The 15,663-nt window shown below is 72.0% G+C and carries 17 protein-coding genes; 7 read left to right on the top strand and 10 right to left on the bottom strand.

Features of this window, described 5'->3' with window-relative positions:
• Nucleotides 1-13: 13 nt before the first annotated feature.
• From ABZ810_RS29105 to ABZ810_RS29095, 3 genes are all read right to left on the bottom strand, one after another.
• A complete protein-coding gene (locus ABZ810_RS29105; protein ID WP_358408706.1) occupies nt 14-2,128 on the bottom strand; it encodes a SpoIIE family protein phosphatase in 2,115 nt (704 codons plus the stop codon).
• A gap of 143 nt (nt 2,129-2,271) precedes the next feature.
• Nucleotides 2,272-2,880 carry a TetR/AcrR family transcriptional regulator gene (locus tag ABZ810_RS29100; RefSeq protein ID WP_358408704.1) on the bottom strand — a complete coding sequence of 203 codons (609 nt, stop codon included), beginning with the start codon at nt 2,878-2,880 and terminating at the stop codon, nt 2,272-2,274.
• Between the two features lie 14 nt (nt 2,881-2,894).
• A complete protein-coding gene (locus tag ABZ810_RS29095) occupies nt 2,895-4,472 on the bottom strand; it encodes an MFS transporter (RefSeq protein WP_358408702.1) in 1,578 nt (525 codons plus the stop codon).
• A gap of 233 nt (nt 4,473-4,705) precedes the next feature.
• On the opposite strand from ABZ810_RS29095, the gene panB reads away from it, so the two are divergent.
• Nucleotides 4,706-5,566: a 3-methyl-2-oxobutanoate hydroxymethyltransferase gene (gene panB, locus ABZ810_RS29090; RefSeq protein ID WP_358408701.1), complete on the top strand. Its 861-nt coding sequence runs from the start codon at nt 4,706-4,708 to the stop codon at nt 5,564-5,566.
• A gap of 90 nt (nt 5,567-5,656) precedes the next feature.
• Here panB and ABZ810_RS29085 read toward each other — a convergent pair whose 3' ends face one another.
• The 4 genes from ABZ810_RS29085 to npdG form a co-directional block, all read right to left on the bottom strand.
• Complete coding sequence (locus ABZ810_RS29085; protein ID WP_358408699.1) at nt 5,657-6,394, bottom strand: hypothetical protein; 738 nt, start codon at nt 6,392-6,394, stop codon at nt 5,657-5,659.
• Nucleotides 6,394-6,801: a hypothetical protein gene (locus ABZ810_RS29080; RefSeq protein WP_358408698.1), complete on the bottom strand. Its 408-nt coding sequence runs from the start codon at nt 6,799-6,801 to the stop codon at nt 6,394-6,396. Before ABZ810_RS29080 ends, ABZ810_RS29085 begins: the two co-directional genes overlap by 1 nt.
• 98 nt (nt 6,802-6,899) lie before the next feature.
• Nucleotides 6,900-7,988, bottom strand: coding sequence for an NAD-binding protein (locus ABZ810_RS29075; RefSeq protein WP_358408695.1), 1,089 nt, complete (start codon nt 7,986-7,988; stop codon nt 6,900-6,902).
• A gap of 58 nt (nt 7,989-8,046) precedes the next feature.
• The gene (gene npdG / locus ABZ810_RS29070; protein WP_358408693.1) at nt 8,047-8,739 is read right to left on the bottom strand and encodes an NADPH-dependent F420 reductase; all 693 of its coding nucleotides are present in this window, start codon (nt 8,737-8,739) and stop codon (nt 8,047-8,049) included.
• A gap of 90 nt (nt 8,740-8,829) precedes the next feature.
• Between npdG and ABZ810_RS29065 the strand changes: the two genes are divergently transcribed.
• Complete coding sequence (locus ABZ810_RS29065; protein ID WP_358408692.1) at nt 8,830-9,447, top strand: hypothetical protein; 618 nt, start codon at nt 8,830-8,832, stop codon at nt 9,445-9,447.
• A gap of 22 nt (nt 9,448-9,469) precedes the next feature.
• Here ABZ810_RS29065 and ABZ810_RS29060 read toward each other — a convergent pair whose 3' ends face one another.
• Complete coding sequence (locus ABZ810_RS29060; protein WP_358408691.1) at nt 9,470-9,667, bottom strand: hypothetical protein; 198 nt, start codon at nt 9,665-9,667, stop codon at nt 9,470-9,472.
• A gap of 67 nt (nt 9,668-9,734) precedes the next feature.
• Between ABZ810_RS29060 and map the strand changes: the two genes are divergently transcribed.
• The 4 genes from map (at nt 9,735) to ABZ810_RS29040 (ending at nt 13,358) form a co-directional block, all read left to right on the top strand.
• Nucleotides 9,735-10,586: a type I methionyl aminopeptidase gene (gene map / locus ABZ810_RS29055; protein ID WP_358408690.1), complete on the top strand. Its 852-nt coding sequence runs from the start codon at nt 9,735-9,737 to the stop codon at nt 10,584-10,586.
• Nucleotides 10,587-10,663: 77 nt separating this feature from the next.
• Nucleotides 10,664-11,350: a helix-hairpin-helix domain-containing protein gene (locus tag ABZ810_RS29050; RefSeq protein ID WP_358408687.1), complete on the top strand. Its 687-nt coding sequence runs from the start codon at nt 10,664-10,666 to the stop codon at nt 11,348-11,350.
• Nucleotides 11,351-11,417: 67 nt separating this feature from the next.
• Complete coding sequence (locus ABZ810_RS29045) at nt 11,418-12,266, top strand: class I SAM-dependent methyltransferase (protein WP_358408686.1); 849 nt, start codon at nt 11,418-11,420, stop codon at nt 12,264-12,266.
• Between the two features lie 9 nt (nt 12,267-12,275).
• Nucleotides 12,276-13,358: a DNA polymerase ligase N-terminal domain-containing protein gene (locus ABZ810_RS29040; RefSeq protein WP_358408684.1), complete on the top strand. Its 1,083-nt coding sequence runs from the start codon at nt 12,276-12,278 to the stop codon at nt 13,356-13,358.
• Here ABZ810_RS29040 and ABZ810_RS29035 read toward each other — a convergent pair.
• The gene (locus ABZ810_RS29035) at nt 13,333-13,572 is read right to left on the bottom strand and encodes a hypothetical protein (protein WP_358408682.1); all 240 of its coding nucleotides are present in this window, start codon (nt 13,570-13,572) and stop codon (nt 13,333-13,335) included. The genes ABZ810_RS29040 and ABZ810_RS29035 overlap by 26 nt on opposite strands.
• Nucleotides 13,573-13,630: 58 nt before the next feature.
• Between ABZ810_RS29035 and ABZ810_RS29030 the strand changes: the two genes are divergently transcribed.
• Complete coding sequence (locus ABZ810_RS29030) at nt 13,631-14,347, top strand: metal-dependent hydrolase (RefSeq protein ID WP_358408681.1); 717 nt, start codon at nt 13,631-13,633, stop codon at nt 14,345-14,347.
• Between the two features lie 62 nt (nt 14,348-14,409).
• Here the strand turns inward: ABZ810_RS29030 and ABZ810_RS29025 are convergent, their stop codons facing one another.
• Nucleotides 14,410-15,504, bottom strand: a complete 1,095-nt coding sequence (locus tag ABZ810_RS29025; protein ID WP_358408679.1) for a hypothetical protein — start codon at nt 15,502-15,504, stop codon at nt 14,410-14,412.
• Between the last annotated feature and the right edge of the window lie 159 nt (nt 15,505-15,663).

The following is a 15,663-nucleotide window of genomic DNA, read 5'->3' as shown; positions in this document are numbered from 1 at the left end:
GGGCGCGAGGCCGCTATTCGCGGTGGTGGTGCTCCCCCGGCCAGGTGGGCACCGGCTCTGAGGGGTCGGGGTCGACGCCGGGGATGGTCTGCTCGCACCAGACGACCTTGCCCGCGGCGGTGCGGCGGGTGCCCCAGCGGTGCGCGAGCTGGCTCACGACCAGCAGGCCGCGGCCGTTCTCCTCGTCGTCGGCCGCGTGCCGCAGGCGCGGCAGCGCCGCGGACCGGTCCAGGACCTCGCAGACGACCGTGCGCTCCATCAGGAGCCGCAGCTCGATCGGCCCGGGCGCGTAGCGCAGCGCGTTGGTGATGAGCTCGGACGCCAGCAGCTCGGTGGTGTAGGAGAGGTCGCCCAGCTCCCACTCGTCCAGCTTGCTGCGCACCAGGCCGCGGGCACGGCGCACGGCGGCCGGGTCGGCGGGCAGCGTCCAGGTGGCGCAGCGGTCCTGCGGCAGGCGGTGCAGCCGGGCGATCAGCACCGCGATGTCGTCGCGGTGATGGTCGGCGTAGACGCCCTCGATCGTGGCCTTGGCGAGGTCTTCCATCGGGCGGTCGACGCTCCCGGGGCCGAACGTGGAACGCAGCCGGGCGAGGCCGTCGTCGATGTCGGTGCCGCGGTTCTCCACCAGGCCGTCGGTGTAGATGACGAAGAGGCTGCCGTCCTCGACCTTGAACTCGCGGCTCTCGATGGTGGCGCCGCCGGAGACGCCGAGCGGGGGCGCCGGCGGCACCTCCAGGAACTCGTTGCTCCCCGTGGGCGCGACGAGCAGTGGCGGGAGATGGCCCGCGGAGGCGATCTCGATCGTGCCGGTGGTCGCGTCGTAGACCGCGTAGACGCAGGTGGCGAAGTGCGGCTCCTGCTCGCCCAGCTCGATCATCAGCTCGTGCATGACGTGCAGCGCGTCGGCGGGCGGCAGCTCGAGGTTGGCGAGCGTGTGCAGCGCCGTGCGCAGCCGGCCCATGGTGACGGCCGCGCGCACGCCGTGCCCGGCGACGTCGCCGACGATGAGCGCGACGCGGGCGCCGGGCAGCGCGATCGACTCGTACCAGTCGCCGCCGACCTCGACCAGCTTGCTGCCGGGCAGGTAGCGGTGCCGCACCTCGACCGAGGACGGCGCCGACAGCCGGTTGGGCAGCAGGCTGCGCTGCAGGGTGAGCGCGGTCGCGCGCTCGCGGCTGAACAACCGCGCGTTGTCGATGACGATCGCGGCACGGGAGGCGAACTCCATGCCGATCTCGACGTCGTAGGCGTCGAACTTGCGGAAGCCGGGCACCCGGGTGCAGGCGATGAAGCCGAGCAGCGTGTCGCGCGCGATGAGCGGCAGCAGCACCATCGAGACGCCGGTGAGCAGCTCGCCCACCGGGAGGCGGCGCCACCTGTCGGCGATGTCGCCGGCCAGCCGCACGTCGACGTGCGGCAGGTGGACGGGACGCGCGGTGTCGAGCACCTCGCGGTAGGGGGTGCCCTCGGGGTAGATGAGGACCTCGCCGACCGGGAACGTGGCGGTCCACGCCGGGTTGCCGTCGTCGGAGGTCACCGCGATGCGGCGCAGCACCGCCGAGCCCGACTCGCTGTGCACCTCGTCGGCGGCGACCAGGCTCTCCAGGATCAGCACCGAGGCGGTCGTGCAGAAGTGCGGGACGATGACGTCGACCAGTCCCTTGGCGGTCTGGTCGAGGTCGAGCGAGGCGCCGAAGCGTGCGAGCGGGTCGTCCATCAGCGCGCGGCGCATCAGCGCCGGATCCTGGTAGCGCTCGCTGGGCGGCAGCGCGACCCGGACGAACAGCAGGCCCGCGGGCGATCCCTCGGCGGTGTTGCCGACCAGCGGCTGCGCGGTCACGACCGCGTCCGCCGAACCGCCGTCGTCGCGGCGCACGCCCAGCACCGCACGGCGCTCCTGGCCGCCGGTGATGGCCTCGAGCAGCGCCTCGAGCTCGGCCTTGGAATCGTCGTCGACCAGGTCGGCGGCGGCCCTGCCGATGAGGTCGGCCGGTGGACGCCCGAGCACGGCCTGCGCGTTCGGTCCGCACTGGACGATGCTCTGTGCCCCGTCGATGCCGAGGACGAGCGTCCGCGACGCGGTATCGGCGGTGGCCGCATCGCTCTGCGGCGCAATCACGGATCTCACCTGACGCGCTCCAGACAGCCGGTCTTACCACTCCCCAGCGCCAGTATGGAGCATTAGGGGGGATCAGGGGAGAAGATCACGCCTGCCACGCCGAAACAGCGCGCGGTGGGCCGGTGCCGGTCAGTGCCCACCGGCCGTGCCGGTCAGTGCCCACCGGCCGCGATGCCGTCGAGCAGGGTCGCCACGACCGCCTCGGGGAAGCCGGGCGGCAGTTGGTCGCTCGGCGTCTTCTGGTTGAGCGAGCCGATGAACATCGCCAGCGCCACCTCCACGTCGACCTCCGGCCGCAGCTCTCCCTTGTCGATGCCGCGCCGCAGCGCCGCGCGGATCACGTCGCGGCGCGGCTCGATGACGTCCTGCCGGTAGCGCGCGTACAGCTCGGGGTACTTCTCCGCGCTGCCGACCACGTTCCAGAAGCACTTGGCGTGCTTGCGATGCCGTTCGCCGTGCATGGCGCGCGCCAGCGCCAGCAGGTCGGCGCGCACCGACTCGCCGGGCGGCGTCTCCAGCGTGCCCTTCGCCGACGCGAGCGCGTCGACGATGAGCGCCTCCTTGTTGGGCCAGCGCCGGTAGATCGTGGTCTTGCCGACGCCGGCGCGGGCGGCCACCGCCTCGATCGAGACGCCGGCCACCCCCGACTCCTCGGCGAGGAGGTCGAGGGTGGCCTCGATGATCGCCTTGTCCGCGCGCTCGCTGCGCGGCCGCCCCGGGGACCGCCCGCCCCCGGGCCGCTGCGTCGTCGTCTCACTCATGCCGAGTCAACTTTTCATACTCCGGCGGTCTCCCGCTCCTGGCGCGCCACGTCTCCAGTGTGCCCGCCGACCGGGGCGGCGGTGGCGTCGCGGCCCGGCATCCACTTGAGGACGACCATCGCGCCGAGGAAGGCGATGACGGCGGCGGCGATCGCGGCGGTGTGCATGCCGTGCATGAACGCGCGGTTCGCGGACTCGATCAGCCCCTCCCCCGCGGCGCCCAGCCCGGAGCCGATGTGGTTGGCGCCCTCGACCGACTCGGCGGCCGCGTGCCGCGCGTCCGGCGGCAGGGCCGCGAGCCGGTCGGCCAGGTCCTGGCGGTAGACCGAGGCGACGACCGAGCCGAGCACGGCGACGCCGAGCGCGACCGCGACCTGCCGGGCGGTGTTGTTGATGGCCGAGCCCGCGCCCGCCTTCTCCCTGGGCAGCGCCGACATGACCGACTCGGTCGCCGGCGGCATCACGTTCGCCATGCCGCTGCCCTGGATGAAGAAGATGACGCCGAGCACCCACAGCGGGCTGCTCTCGTCCACGAACTGGTAGCCGGCCAGCGCCGCAGTGACCAGCAGCAGGCCGACCGTGCAGACGGCCTTGGCGCCGTACCGGCGCACCATCGTCGCGCTGCGGGTGGAGAAGATGAGCTGCGCCGCCGCGAACGGCAGCACCATCGCGCCCGCCTGCAGCGGGGACAGGCCGCGCACCGACTGCATGTAGAAGTTGGTGAAGAAGAACACCCCGGCCGCGGCGAAGAAGCACAGCGCGATCGCGGCGACGGCGGCCGACAGGCGCGGGTCGCGGAACAGCCGGACGTCGAACGCCGGGTGCTCGGTGCGCGCCTCGTGCCAGACGAACAGCGCCAGCACGGCGAGGCCGAGGAGGATCGGGCCGAGCACGCCGGGCACGAGCCAGGCGCCGCGCTCGCCGCCCTGGATGATGCCGTACGAGACGGCGACCAGGCCGATGATCGACAGCAGCACGCCGAACGGGTCGAGGCCGCCGGGCAGCGGGTTGCGCGACTCGGGCACCAGGAGGCCCATCAGGACCAGGCCGACCACCACGACCGGCACGTTGATGAGGAAGACCGAGCCCCACCAGAAGTGGGCGAGCAGGAGGCCGCCGGTGACCGGGCCGATGGCCACGGCCAGGCCGACCGCGCCGGCCCAGATGCCGATCGCGCGGCCGCGCTCGTGCGGCTCGAAGACGTTGGTGATGATGGACAGCGTCTGCGGCATGATCGCGGCGCCGCCCAGGCCCATCAGCGCGCGGGCCCAGATCAGCTGGTCGGGCGTCTGCGCGTACGCCGAGGCCAGCGAGGCGACGGCGAAGACGACCATGCCCGCCATCAGGACGCGCTTGCGTCCGAACCGGTCGCCGAGCACCCCGAACGTGAACAGCAGCCCGGCGAAGACCAGCGTGTAGGAGTTGATCGACCACTCCAGCTGGCTCTGCGTCGCCCCCAGCCCCTGGTTCGGGTCGGCGATGGTCTTGAGCGCCACGTTGAGGATCGTGTTGTCGAGGACGACGACGAGCAGGCTGAACGTGAGCACGCCCAGGATCGCCCAGCGACGGCGCTGGATTGCTTCTTGATCCACTGCACTCCCTCGGATCCCCGTGACCCGGGACACACTCGGGCCGGGAAGATCCAGCGATACGGATTCGTTTCGTAATGACGTACCGAAAAGTACTCCCGATCTCTCCGATACGCAACCGTATCGTTTCGATATTACTTCGGGAATGTCCGAGGGTTCCGAAACCGTTCCTCGAGTGGGATCATCGGTTTCGTCCGGGTACGCCACCGTGGCGCCTCGAGACGTGGAGGTTCAGCGTGTCTTCATCTTCTGCATCTTCCGCTCCCACCGCTCAGCCGACCGCCCTGTACGGCGGCAAGAGCAACAGGCGGGTCAACGTACGCGACATCGCCCGCGCCAAGGAGCGCGGCGAGAAGTGGCCCATGCTCACCGCGTACGACGCCCTCACCGCCCGGGTGTTCGACGAGGCGGGCATCCCCGTGCTCCTGGTCGGCGACTCGGCCGCGATGGTCGTCTACGGCTACGACTCGACGATCCCGGTCACCGTCGACGACCTCATCCCGCTGACCGCCGCGGTGGTCCGCGGCTCCACGCGCGCGATGGTCGTCGCCGACCTGCCGTTCGGCTCGTACCAGACCGGCGTCGCCGAGGGCCTCGCCACCGCCACCCGCTTCCTCAAGGAGACCGGCGCGCACGCCGTCAAGCTCGAGGGCGGCCGCCGGGTCCTCCCCCAGGCGGAGGCCATGGTCGCGGCGGGCATCCCGGTGATGGGCCACCTCGGCCTCACCCCGCAGTCGGTCAACGTCTTCGGCGGCTACCGCGTGCAGGGCCGCGGCCAGGCGGGCGACGAGCTCATGGCCGACGCCAAGGCGCTGGAGGCCGCGGGCGCGTTCGCCGTCGTGCTGGAGTGCGTCCCCGAGGACCTCGCCTCCAAGGTGACCCACTCGCTGTCGATCCCGACCATCGGCATCGGCGCGGGCGACGACACCGACGCGCAGGTGCTCGTCTGGCAGGACATGGCCGGGCTCACCCCGCACACCGCCAAGTTCGTCAAGAAGTACGCCGACCTGCAGACCGTTCTCGGCGACGCGGCGCGGCAGTACGCCGACGAGGTCGTCGGCGGGGCCTTCCCCACGGCCGAGCACAGCTACCACTGATCCACCCCGTGGAAACGGCCGGGCCCGCCCGGCCGTTTCCGCTTTGCGGCACCGGTCCCGGCGGTCGGCGCCGGCCGTCGGCGTGAGCCGTCAGTCCGGGTTGGACCGCACCGGGTCGCGGGCGGGCTCGCGCGGGCCGGGCACCCGCGCGCCGTTGCCGTTGCCGGTGTCACCGGACCGCGCCGGCTGGATCTCGATCTCGGACCGCAGCGTGCCGACGGCGGCCCGGAGCACGTCCGGCCCGGCCACGTTGATGAGCAGCAGCCCGAGGTTGAGCGCCTTCTGCCGGTCGGTCATCTCGTCGGTGCCCGCGAGCGCGTCGACGGCCGTGCGCAGCGCCGCCTGGTCTTCGGCCGAGACGTTCTGCAGCAGGCCCAGGCAGTAGGTGGGCAGCGCGAGCCGTGACTTGTCGAACGAGATGTCGGCCATGATGTCGCCGGCCTCCGAGGCCCTGGTCTTGGCCTGCATGCGGTCGACGCCGCGGTCGGCGGCCGCCAGCAGCGCGCTCAGCAGCGTGCTCGGCCCGACCGCGACGTCCTCGTCGCCGACCCGCACGGTGAAGACCGCGCTACGGAAGATCATCATCGAGCCGAGGCTCGCGGCGAGGACCTGGGCGGCGCCCACCATCGCGGGTGAGGTGACGCCCAGCTTCCAGTCGAAGGTGTGCAGGAGCAGCAGCGAGCCCGCGCCCGCCGCACCGTTGATCAGGACGTACGCCCAGGTGCTCGGCACCTTGACGAGCTTGCCCGGATGGTCGCGGTAGCGGCTGATGAGCTCGGCGACCCCCACCAGGCAGCTCAGCGCGACCGTGACGAGGTAGTCGACCATCACCCTGGCCCGAGGTCGCCGGTCCGGCGGACCACCTCGTCGACCTCGCGTTCGACGGCGACCAGACCGCTGTCGCGCAGCGCCTCGACGGCCTCGGCGATCTCCAGGAGGCCCAGCCCGGTGCCGTGGTGGATCTCTTCGAGCGTCTGCGGCACGCCGACCGCGTCAAGCTGGCCGAGGACCCGGCGGCATCTGTCGGGCAGGTCGGTGTCGTCGCCTCCGCCGGACGCGTGGCCCGGCTCCGGCTTCGATCCCGGCCCGGACGGCCCGGACGGCCCCGACGGCTCCCCGGACGGCTCGGCGGCCGAGACGCGCCGTTCGTCGCGCCCGGGAGCGGTGCCGCCGCCCTGGCCGCCGGACGGCGTCAGGAAGGTGCTCCACGGGTCGGTCGAGCGCTTCTGCCTCATCGTCACCTGCCCTGTCGGCTCGATCATACGACGGGGTGGTGCCGAGGTCATGCCCCCGCGTCAAGAGTAGGACGCATGGGCCACGTCGGACGTTCCGGTCATTTCTTCGACGGGACGGCGGTCTCGCCCGACCCGTCGCCGGACTCCTCGTCCTCGTCCTCGTCGCGGCCCTTCGAGCGCACCACGATCACCCGGTCGCCGCGCTGCAACATCCGGCAGTCCCGGTGGTCGTACGGAAGGGTCCGGCCCTCCCTGACCAGCGCGAGCGCGGGCTCGCGGATCGCCCGCAGCGGCTTGCCGAGCTCGTCGACGGTCACCTCGCGCTCGATGAGGTCAAGGCCGCTGCCCTGGTCCAGGAGGTCCTCGATGATCTGGCTGACGTTCGGCTCGCTGGTCGAGACGCCCAGCAGCCGCCCGGCCGCCTCGGACGAGGTCACCACGTGGTCGGCGCCGCTCTGCCGCAGCAGCTGGAGGTTCTCCGACTCGCGCACCGACGCCTGGATGCCCGCGGTCGGGTTGAGGTGCCGGACCGACAGCGTGACCAGCACGGCGGTGTCGTCGCGGGCGGTCGCCACCACGATCTCGCGGGCACGTTCCACCGCCGCCTGCCGCAACACCGAGTTGCGGGTGGCGTCGCCGGCCACCGCGACGAACCCGGCCTCCGCCGCCTCGGCGACGGCCCGCGGGTCCGGGTCGACGACCACGATCGAATCGCGCGGGGTCCCCGACTTGAGCAGGCTCTTGATGGCGCTGCGGCCCTTCGTGCCGTAGCCCACCACCACGATGTGGTCCCGCACCCGATCCCTCCAGCGCGACAGCCGCCAGTCCTGGCGGGTCCGTTCCGCGAGCACCTCGAGGGTCGTGCCGACGAGGACGATGAGGAACAGCACCCGCACCGGCGTGATGTAGATGGTGTTGACCAGCCGGGCGAAGTCGCTGACCGGCGCGATGTCGCCGTACCCGGTGGTCGAGATGGTCACCGTCGAGTAGTAGAACGCGTCCAGCAGCGACAGCTCGCCGCCGTTGTTGTCCTTGTAGCCGTCGCGGTCGAAGTAGACCACGGCGACCACGGAGAGCAGCAGGAACATCGCGATGCCGACGCGGTACAGCACCGAGTGCAGCGGCCCGGCCTTGGACGAGGGCAGGAGCACGCGCGGACGCCGTGTCCCGTTCTCTCCCTCGACCACGATCAGCACCGTACTGAGTCGGCGGCGCAAAGTCCCGGCTTACACGTGAAGAGACGCGTCACACGTCGGTGATCCGCAGTCCCGCGTGCGCCTTGTAGCGCCGGTTGATCGAGATCAGGTTGGCGGTGAACGCCTCGACCTGGTGCGCGTTGCGCAGCCGGCCGCCGTAGACGCCGCGCATGCCGGGGATGCGGGCCGCGAGGGCCTGCACCAGGTCGGTCGCCTCCCGGTCCTCGCCGAGCACGAGGACGTCGAGCTCCATCTCGTCCACCTCGGGGTCGAGCAGCAGCTTGGCGGAGACGTGGTGGAACGCGGCGACCACGCGGCTGTCGGCGAGCACGGCGGCGGCCTGCTCGGCGGCGCTGCCCTCCTCGACCGGCAGCGCGAACGCGCCCTTCTTGTCGAAGCCCATCGGGTTCACGCAGTCGACGACGATCTTGCCGGCCAGCTCGGCGCGCAGCGACTCCAGCGTGGCCCGGTGCCCGTCCCACGGCACCGCGATGATCACGACGTCCGCCTCGCCCGCCGCGACCGCGTTCTCCGCGCCGCGCACCGGGAGCCCCTCGCCCAGCGCCGCCGCGGCCTCCTCGGCCCGCTCCGCCTTGCGCGAGCCGATGATCACCTCGTGCCCGGCCAGCGCGAACCGCCGCGCGAGGCCGCCGCCCTGGTCACCGGTGCCGCCGAGGATGCCGATCGTCAGTCCGCTGACGTCAGGGAGGTCGTAAGGCGTCTTCGTCTGCTGCTCAGTCATGATTCGAAGTCTGCCAGGTCGGCCCGAACGGGATTCAGCCGACCGCCCTCCTCGCCGAAACGCTCGGCAGGGCCCGCCGTCTGCGGCACGATGGACGGTGTGGACGCCGAGCAGGTGATGTTGCTGCGGGAGGTGCTGGGCTCGTCCGGGTGGCTGGAGCGCACCGGCGAGTTCGGCCGCGCGCTGCGCGTCAACGCCCGCACGCCGGGCGGGCTGCTGCTCGTCGGCACTCCCGCCGAGGACCCCTGGCACCTGGCCGCGCACCTCGACGACGAGAGCCGCTACGGCGCCGTGCCCGCCCTCTCCCCCACCCTGGTGCGCTGGTCTCCGCCCGACGACGCGCCCGCGCACCTGCGGATCGGGCTGGAGCGGCTGGAGCGGGCGCAGCGCGGGGAGACGCTCTTCGTGGTCGCCGAGGACGAGGCGCCGGTGCCGCTCCTGGAACGCGTCGACGACGCCCGCCGCACCGGCGCGGTGATCATGACCATGGACGGCGGCGACCGGGAGCTCCAGGGACTGGCCCACGAGGCGCTGACGGTCGAGCCCGGCGAGGCGCTCCTCTCGTTCGACGGCGCCCAGCACCTGGTCAGCGCAGCCGCGGGCCAGGAGGCGGCGGCGCCGCGCGCCAGGCCCGGCCTGCGCGACCGGCTGGCCCGCGTGCTCGACAAGATCAGCGGCCCGGCGATCGACGATCGGCACCTTCCCTGATCGCACGCCCTGGCCCCGGCCCCTAGTCGTCGCCGTCGAAGCCCGCGTCCTGCTTCTTCCAGGCCTCGTTGCGCTGGCGGGCGGTCTCCAGTGCGTTCGCGGCCTCGGACTGGCTCGGGTAGGGGCCCATACGGTCCTTGTCGGGACATCCTGCGCCGTGCTCGACCTTCATGTGCTTGAGGCAGAACCACCAGTCGCCGTCGTTGGCCGCGTCACTCATCACAATCCTCCGATCATGGCCGTGCTCCGGATTCGTGCCCGGATCCGGCTGGCTACACTCCACATATATGACGACCCAAGTACTCCGACCCGGCCGCGTCTCGCCCATGCGCAAGGTTCCCGCCCACATCACGCGCCCGGAGTACGTCGGCAAGAAGCGCCCCAGGACCGGTGAGCCGGACGTCAAGTCCCCCGAGATCATCGAGCGTATGCGGGTGGCGGGCAAGATCGCCGCACAGGCGCTCGAAGAGGTCGGCAGGCACATCAGACCGGGCGTGACGACCGACGAACTGGACGTCATCGGGCACGAGTTCCTGCTGGCGCACGACGCCTACCCGTCCACGCTGGGCTACCGCGGCTTCCCCAAGTCGTTGTGCACCTCGATCAACGAGGTGATCTGCCACGGCATCCCGGACGACACGGTGCTGAACGACGGCGACATCATCAACATCGACATCACCGCGTTCATCGACGGGGTGCACGGCGACACCGACGCCACCTTCCTGTGCGGGGACGTCGACGAGGAGTCGCGGCTGCTGGTCGAGCGCACCCGCGAGGCCACCATGCGGGCGATCAGGTCGGTCGCGCCGGGCCGCGCGCTCAACGTGATCGGCCGGGTGATCGAGTCGTACGCCCGGCGGTTCGGCTACGGGGTGGTGCGCGACTTCACCGGTCACGGCATCGGCACCACGTTCCACTCGGGCCTGGTCGTGCCGCACTACGACGACCCCAACGCCACCACGCTCATGCAGCCGGGCATGACGTTCACCATCGAACCGATGCTGACGCTGGGCACCTTCGACTACGACATGTGGGACGACGGCTGGACGGTCGTCACCAAGGACCGCAAGCGCACCGCGCAGTTCGAGCACACGCTCCTGGTGACCGAAGAAGGCCACGAGATCCTGACCCTTCCCTGACCATTCCGTGGCCGTACCCTCGGGTACAAAAAGGATCTAGGGCTCAAAACACCCATACCGGCTCGGGAGATCACTCGATGAACGCCCCAGCGCCGTACGAACCGCGTGTCCCGTCGGACAGCATGCCGCCCGGACGGGCCGCGCTGAGCGTGACCTGGGCCGCGCTGCCGTTCCTGACCCTCGGTTACGCGACCCCCTTCACGTTCGCGGCGGCGGCCCTGTGGCGGCGCAGCGCCCACCTTCTCGTGGCGTCGGCGGCCTACATCGGGATCTTCGCGACGCTGCTCGTGCTCCTGCCCGACATCGACGACGACGGCACCCGGCGCATCATCGGCATCCTCACGTTCGTGCTGGCCATCGTGGGCTGCGGCCACGCCTTCCTGATCAGGCGCCGCGTCTTCGACCCGGACGGGATGTCCGCGGTCGGCAACGACATGGTCGTCGAGCGGGTCAAGCGGCAGCGGCTGCTGCGCGACAAGGCCCGCAAGCTGGCCGCCGGCGACCCCGGGCTCGCCCGCGAGCTGCGCATCGGGCGGCCCGACCTGCCGCGCCAGTACAACGACGGCGGGCTGGTCGACGTCAACCACGCGCCCGCCGAGGCGCTGACCCTGCTGCCCGGCATCACGCCCGAGCTGGCCGTCAAGATCGAACGCGTGCGCGCCGAGACCGGCGGGTTCGTGTCCGCCGAGGAGCTGTCCGCCGTGGCCGGGCTGCCGCCCTCGCTCACCGCCGACGTCGCGGACTACGCGGTCTTCATCCGCTGACCCGGCCGATTGCGCTGAGAACGATTCTCGTTGTCATGATCCTCCCGGTCGTGCCAGGCTCGTTCCCATGGCGAACCCCGAGGACGTGAAGGCCGCGATCGCCGAGATCTTCGACCGGTCGGCGGCGACCTACGAACAGGTCGGACCCGAGTTCTTCGCACCCATCGGCGCCGAGCTGGCCCGCCGCGCGGCGCCCCGGCCCGGCGAACGGGTGCTCGACGTCGGGTGCGGCCGGGGCCACAGCCTGCTGCCCGCGGCCGAGGCCGTCGGCACCGGCGGTGCCGCGGTCGGCATCGACCTGGCGCCGGGCATGGTCGCGGGCACCGCCGCCGAGGCCGAACGGCGCGGCCTGAGCCAGGTCTCGGTGCTCGTGGGCGACGCCACCGCCCCCGACGTCGCGCCGGGCTCGTTCGACGTGGTCATCGCGGGGCTGGTCATCTTCTTCCTGCCCGACCCGGACGCCGCCCTGCGGGCCTGGGCCAAGGCGCTCGGCCCCGGAGGCCGGCTGGCCCTCACCACGTTCGGCGCCCAGGATCCCCGGCACGCGCAGGCCATGAAGACGATCGTCGGTTTCCTGCCCGACGCCGGCACCCCGACCCGGCGTGCCGCCGAGGCGCTCCGCGACACCGAGGCGGTGCACCGGGCGCTGCTGGCCAACGGGTTCACCGGCATCGCGCACGCGGAGGTCACGTTCGAGACCCGCTTCGACGGGCCGGGGCAGTGGTGGGAGTGGGTGTGGTCGCACGGCGGCCGCGACGTCGTCGAACGCCTGCCCGCCGACCGGGTGGACGCCGCCCGCGAGGCCGCGTGCACGGTCATGGAGGACGCCCGGACGCCCGGCGGCGATCTCGCCATCCAGACCATCGTCCGTTACTCGACGGCCGTCCCGGTGCAGGAGTCGGCCGTTCCTGGGTAGACAGTCCCCGTGGCGCCCAAGACTGCGGACAAGGGCAAGGACGAGCCCGGCAAGGACGAGCCCGGCGAGGACGGCGGCCGGCTCGGCGAATACCGGCGCAAGCGCGACGCGGGCAGGACGCCCGAGCCCGTGCCGAGCGGCGAGGCGGCGCTCCCCCGCGGCGACGACGACACGTTCGTGATCCAGGAGCACCACGCCCGCAGCCTGCACTGGGACCTGCGGCTGGAACGCGACGGCGTGCTCGTCTCGTGGGCGGTGCCCAAGGGCGTCCCGCCCGACCCGAAGGTCAACCACCTGGCCGTGCACACCGAGGACCACCCGCTGGAGTACGCCGCGTTCGAGGGCGACATCCCGCGCGGCGAGTACGGCGCCGGCTCGATGACGATCTGGGACCGCGGCACGTACGAGACCGAGAAGTGGTCCGACCGCGAGGTCATGATCGTCCTGCACGGGTCGAGGGTCTCCGGCCGGTACGTGCTGTTCCGCACCGGCGGCAAGAACTGGATGATCCACCGGATGGACCCGCCCGCCGACCCGGACGCCGAGCCGCTGCCCGAGCGGCTGCGGCCGATGCGCCCGGCCGAGCGCGCCCGGCTGCCCCGCGACCAGGCGTCGTTCGGCTTCGAGTTCGCGTGGGGCGGCCGCCGGCTGCTGGCCTACGTCGAGGGCGGCCGCACCCGCTTCACCGACGGCCGGGCCCGCGAGGTCGGCGGCCCCGCCGGGCTCGGCGGCCCCGCCGGGCTCGGCGGCCCGCTCGGCCGCGCGCTGGGCGCACGGCCCGCGGTCCTGGACGGCGAGCTCGCGCAGGTCGACGGCCGCGAGACCTACCTGATCTTCGACCTGCTGCATCTCGACGGCCACCCCCTGCTCGACCGGCCGTACGAGGAGCGGCGCGACCTGCTCGACGGCCTCGGGCTGTCCGGGCCGCGCTGGCAGACCACGCCGTGGTTCCCCGGCGACGGCGGGGCGGTGCGCGAGACCGCCCGCCTCCAGGGCCTGCCCGGCGTCCTCGCCAAACGGCTCGGCTCCCCCTACAGGCCCGGCGAGCAGAGCGACGCCTGGCGCCTCATCCCCGTCCGCAAGTCTCAATAGGCGACGGTGATGCGGCGACGGTGATGCGGCGCCGGATCGCGTCGCCCTTCTCCAGCTCGTCGACGTGCCGTTCGCCGTCCTCGTTCAGCGGGCTGCCCGCGGCGGCGAGAACGCACACGGTCATGGCGGTCCGTGGTGGAACCTGGGGCGGGTCGATCGACTCCAATTCGGTACATGTCGGCATCGGCGTGCCGCCGTCGCCGACAGTGACCATCCGGTTAGAGTCCGGCCGTGGCGATGAAAAAGGTGAATACGCGGGTGAAGCTCGCATGATGGGTCAGACGCACGCCCTCAGCGGCGCGCTGGTCTGGATGGCCGCCGTCCCGGTGATAAGCCAGGAGAGACTCCTCGGCGAACACGCGGTCTCCCTCTCCCCCCAGCAGGTGCTCGCGGGCGCCGTGGTCTGCGCGGGCGCCGCGATCCTCCCCGACATCGACCATCACAACGGGCGCATCGCCAACACCTTCGGCCCGATCACCAAGGTCATGTGCAAGTGGATCGGCAAGGCGTCCGGCGGGCACCGGATGGCCACCCACTCGATCCTGTTCGCCGTCGTCATCGGCGTGATCATGGACCTGCTGGCCACGCACTACGTGTACGCCTGGTGGGCCTGCCTCTTCATGATCGTGGGCCTGGGCCTGCGCGGGGTCGGGTTCGACTTCGAGGGCAAGGAGCCGCAGTCCGCGCTGGCCGACTGCGCGCTGGCCGGGATCACCGTCTGGCTCATGCACGACCTCGACATGAGCTTCGTCGGCTTCGCGATAACGCTCGGCTGCCTGGCGCACGTCGCCGGCGACTGCCTGACACCGCGCGGCTGCCCGGTCTTCTGGCCGCTCAGATGGCGCGTCGACGTCCCGCTGATCCCGAAGACGAACGGCAAGGTGGAGAAGTTCGTCATCGCCCCCCTGATCACCCTCGGGGTCGCGATCCTGACCATCCGCTCCATGCTCGGCGACGTCGCCGTCGACTGGCTCAACCGAACGGGCTGACGGTGGAGGCCGCCGGTGCCCCGGGGGACGAGCCCTGGGGCACCGGCGGGTCGTGCCTGGCGTCAGAAGCGGGTCACCAGGGCGATGCGGTCGTGGTCGACGAGGAAGCCGTCGGACACGAAGGTGACCTCGCCGCCGTACTCCAGGGCGGTCTCGATGATGTTGTCGACCACGTCGTCGACGACGTCGGCGCCCTTCAGCGCGCCCAGCGGGCCCTCGACCGGGACGAGCTCGCCCTCGGTCTTGACGGCCGGGGCGTAGTAGCCGCGCTCGACCACCAGGTGCTCGCCGCGGCCCTCCTCGACCAGCGTCATCACCTCGGCCAGGCCGGCGGCGTAGCGCTGGATGCTGCGCGCGGCCTCCAGCTCGGTGAGCACCGCGACCTCGCGGAAGTCCTCGTACGCCTGGAGGACCGGGCGGGCCAGCTCGGCGAGCTGGGCGGCCGGGGCGCCCTCGTAGCTGCCGTCGATGCGGCCCGCCACGGTCACGCCCGGCCCGGAGAACTCGTCGAAGAACGCCTGGTGGCGGGTGACGCCGGCGACGATGACGGGCCGCCTGTCCTTGCCCAGGACGGTGTGCAGGGCGGCGACCACCTCGCGGATGAGCTGCCGGTGCTGCTCGTCGCCGTGGCGGGCGAGGCGCGGCGAGTGCCGGGTGGTCCGCTCCTCGCCGTCCTCGGCCGGGACGATCGGGAAGCCGCGCCCGGTGAACTCGGTGAGCTCCTCGCCCTGCCCGTCCCAGAGCCGGGTCTGCTGGTCGGAGATGGACAGCAGCCAGTAACGCGGCATGCGGGTGTAGGCGGCGACCAGGTCGCGGGTGGCGAACGTGGTGTCCACGATGACCCGCTCGTCGACCGGCTGGTCGATGGTGAAGGCATGGTGCTCGCCGTCCGGTGCCGCGAACAGCACCAGGCCGTCCGCCGCGTACCTCAGGTCCACCTCCCCGGCCGCCTGTTCGAGGCCGCGCACGACCTCGTCGACGGCACCGGGCGTGACCCGGGCGTCCTCGCGCAGCCGGCGGCGCACCTCCGCCAGGAGGTTGCGGAGCCGGATCGGGTCCTGCCGGTTCTCCGGCGCCGTGCGGTTGGTCGGCATCAGCACCGACACCGCAGGGAAGGTCCGCGGCTTGCGCAGTTCGGACAGAGTAACGGCGTCCATGATCCCCCGATCGTTTGGTCTTGACCGCTGCTGTCTCATTCATAACGAACCGCAGGTAAATGAGGCGTAAGAGGGGATTGAGGATCGCGGCGGGTTAAAGCCGGAACCAAGATCAAGGGGGCGTGCGGCGTGCCGGGCGGCCGGGGCGGGGGCGCCGGG

The organism is Spirillospora sp. NPDC047279, from assembly GCF_040643285.1.
GTDB lineage: Bacteria > Actinomycetota > Actinomycetes > Streptosporangiales > Streptosporangiaceae > Spirillospora.
Note: the sequence above shows the minus strand (reverse complement) of the source record. Positions and strands in the feature narration are given on the sequence as shown.

Bases quoted from the DNA above. Each gene is read 5' to 3' on its own strand.
- ABZ810_RS29100 (WP_358408704.1), bottom strand. From the start codon at position 2,880: ATGAGTGAGACGACGACGCAGCGGCCCGGGGGCGGGCGGTCCCCGGGG.
- ABZ810_RS29085 (WP_358408699.1), bottom strand. From the start codon at position 6,394: ATGGTCGACTACCTCGTCACGGTCGCGCTGAGCTGCCTGGTGGGGGTC.
- ABZ810_RS29080 (WP_358408698.1), bottom strand. From the start codon at position 6,801: ATGAGGCAGAAGCGCTCGACCGACCCGTGGAGCACCTTCCTGACGCCG.
- npdG (WP_358408693.1), bottom strand. From the start codon at position 8,739: ATGACTGAGCAGCAGACGAAGACGCCTTACGACCTCCCTGACGTCAGC.
- ABZ810_RS29065 (WP_358408692.1), top strand. From the start codon at position 8,830: ATGGACGGTGTGGACGCCGAGCAGGTGATGTTGCTGCGGGAGGTGCTG.
- ABZ810_RS29060 (WP_358408691.1), bottom strand. From the start codon at position 9,667: ATGAGTGACGCGGCCAACGACGGCGACTGGTGGTTCTGCCTCAAGCAC.
- map (WP_358408690.1), top strand. From the start codon at position 9,735: ATGACGACCCAAGTACTCCGACCCGGCCGCGTCTCGCCCATGCGCAAG.
- ABZ810_RS29050 (WP_358408687.1), top strand. From the start codon at position 10,664: ATGAACGCCCCAGCGCCGTACGAACCGCGTGTCCCGTCGGACAGCATG.
- ABZ810_RS29045 (WP_358408686.1), top strand. From the start codon at position 11,418: ATGGCGAACCCCGAGGACGTGAAGGCCGCGATCGCCGAGATCTTCGAC.
- ABZ810_RS29035 (WP_358408682.1), bottom strand. From the start codon at position 13,572: ATGGTCACTGTCGGCGACGGCGGCACGCCGATGCCGACATGTACCGAA.
- ABZ810_RS29030 (WP_358408681.1), top strand. From the start codon at position 13,631: ATGGGTCAGACGCACGCCCTCAGCGGCGCGCTGGTCTGGATGGCCGCC.
- ABZ810_RS29025 (WP_358408679.1), bottom strand. From the start codon at position 15,504: ATGGACGCCGTTACTCTGTCCGAACTGCGCAAGCCGCGGACCTTCCCT.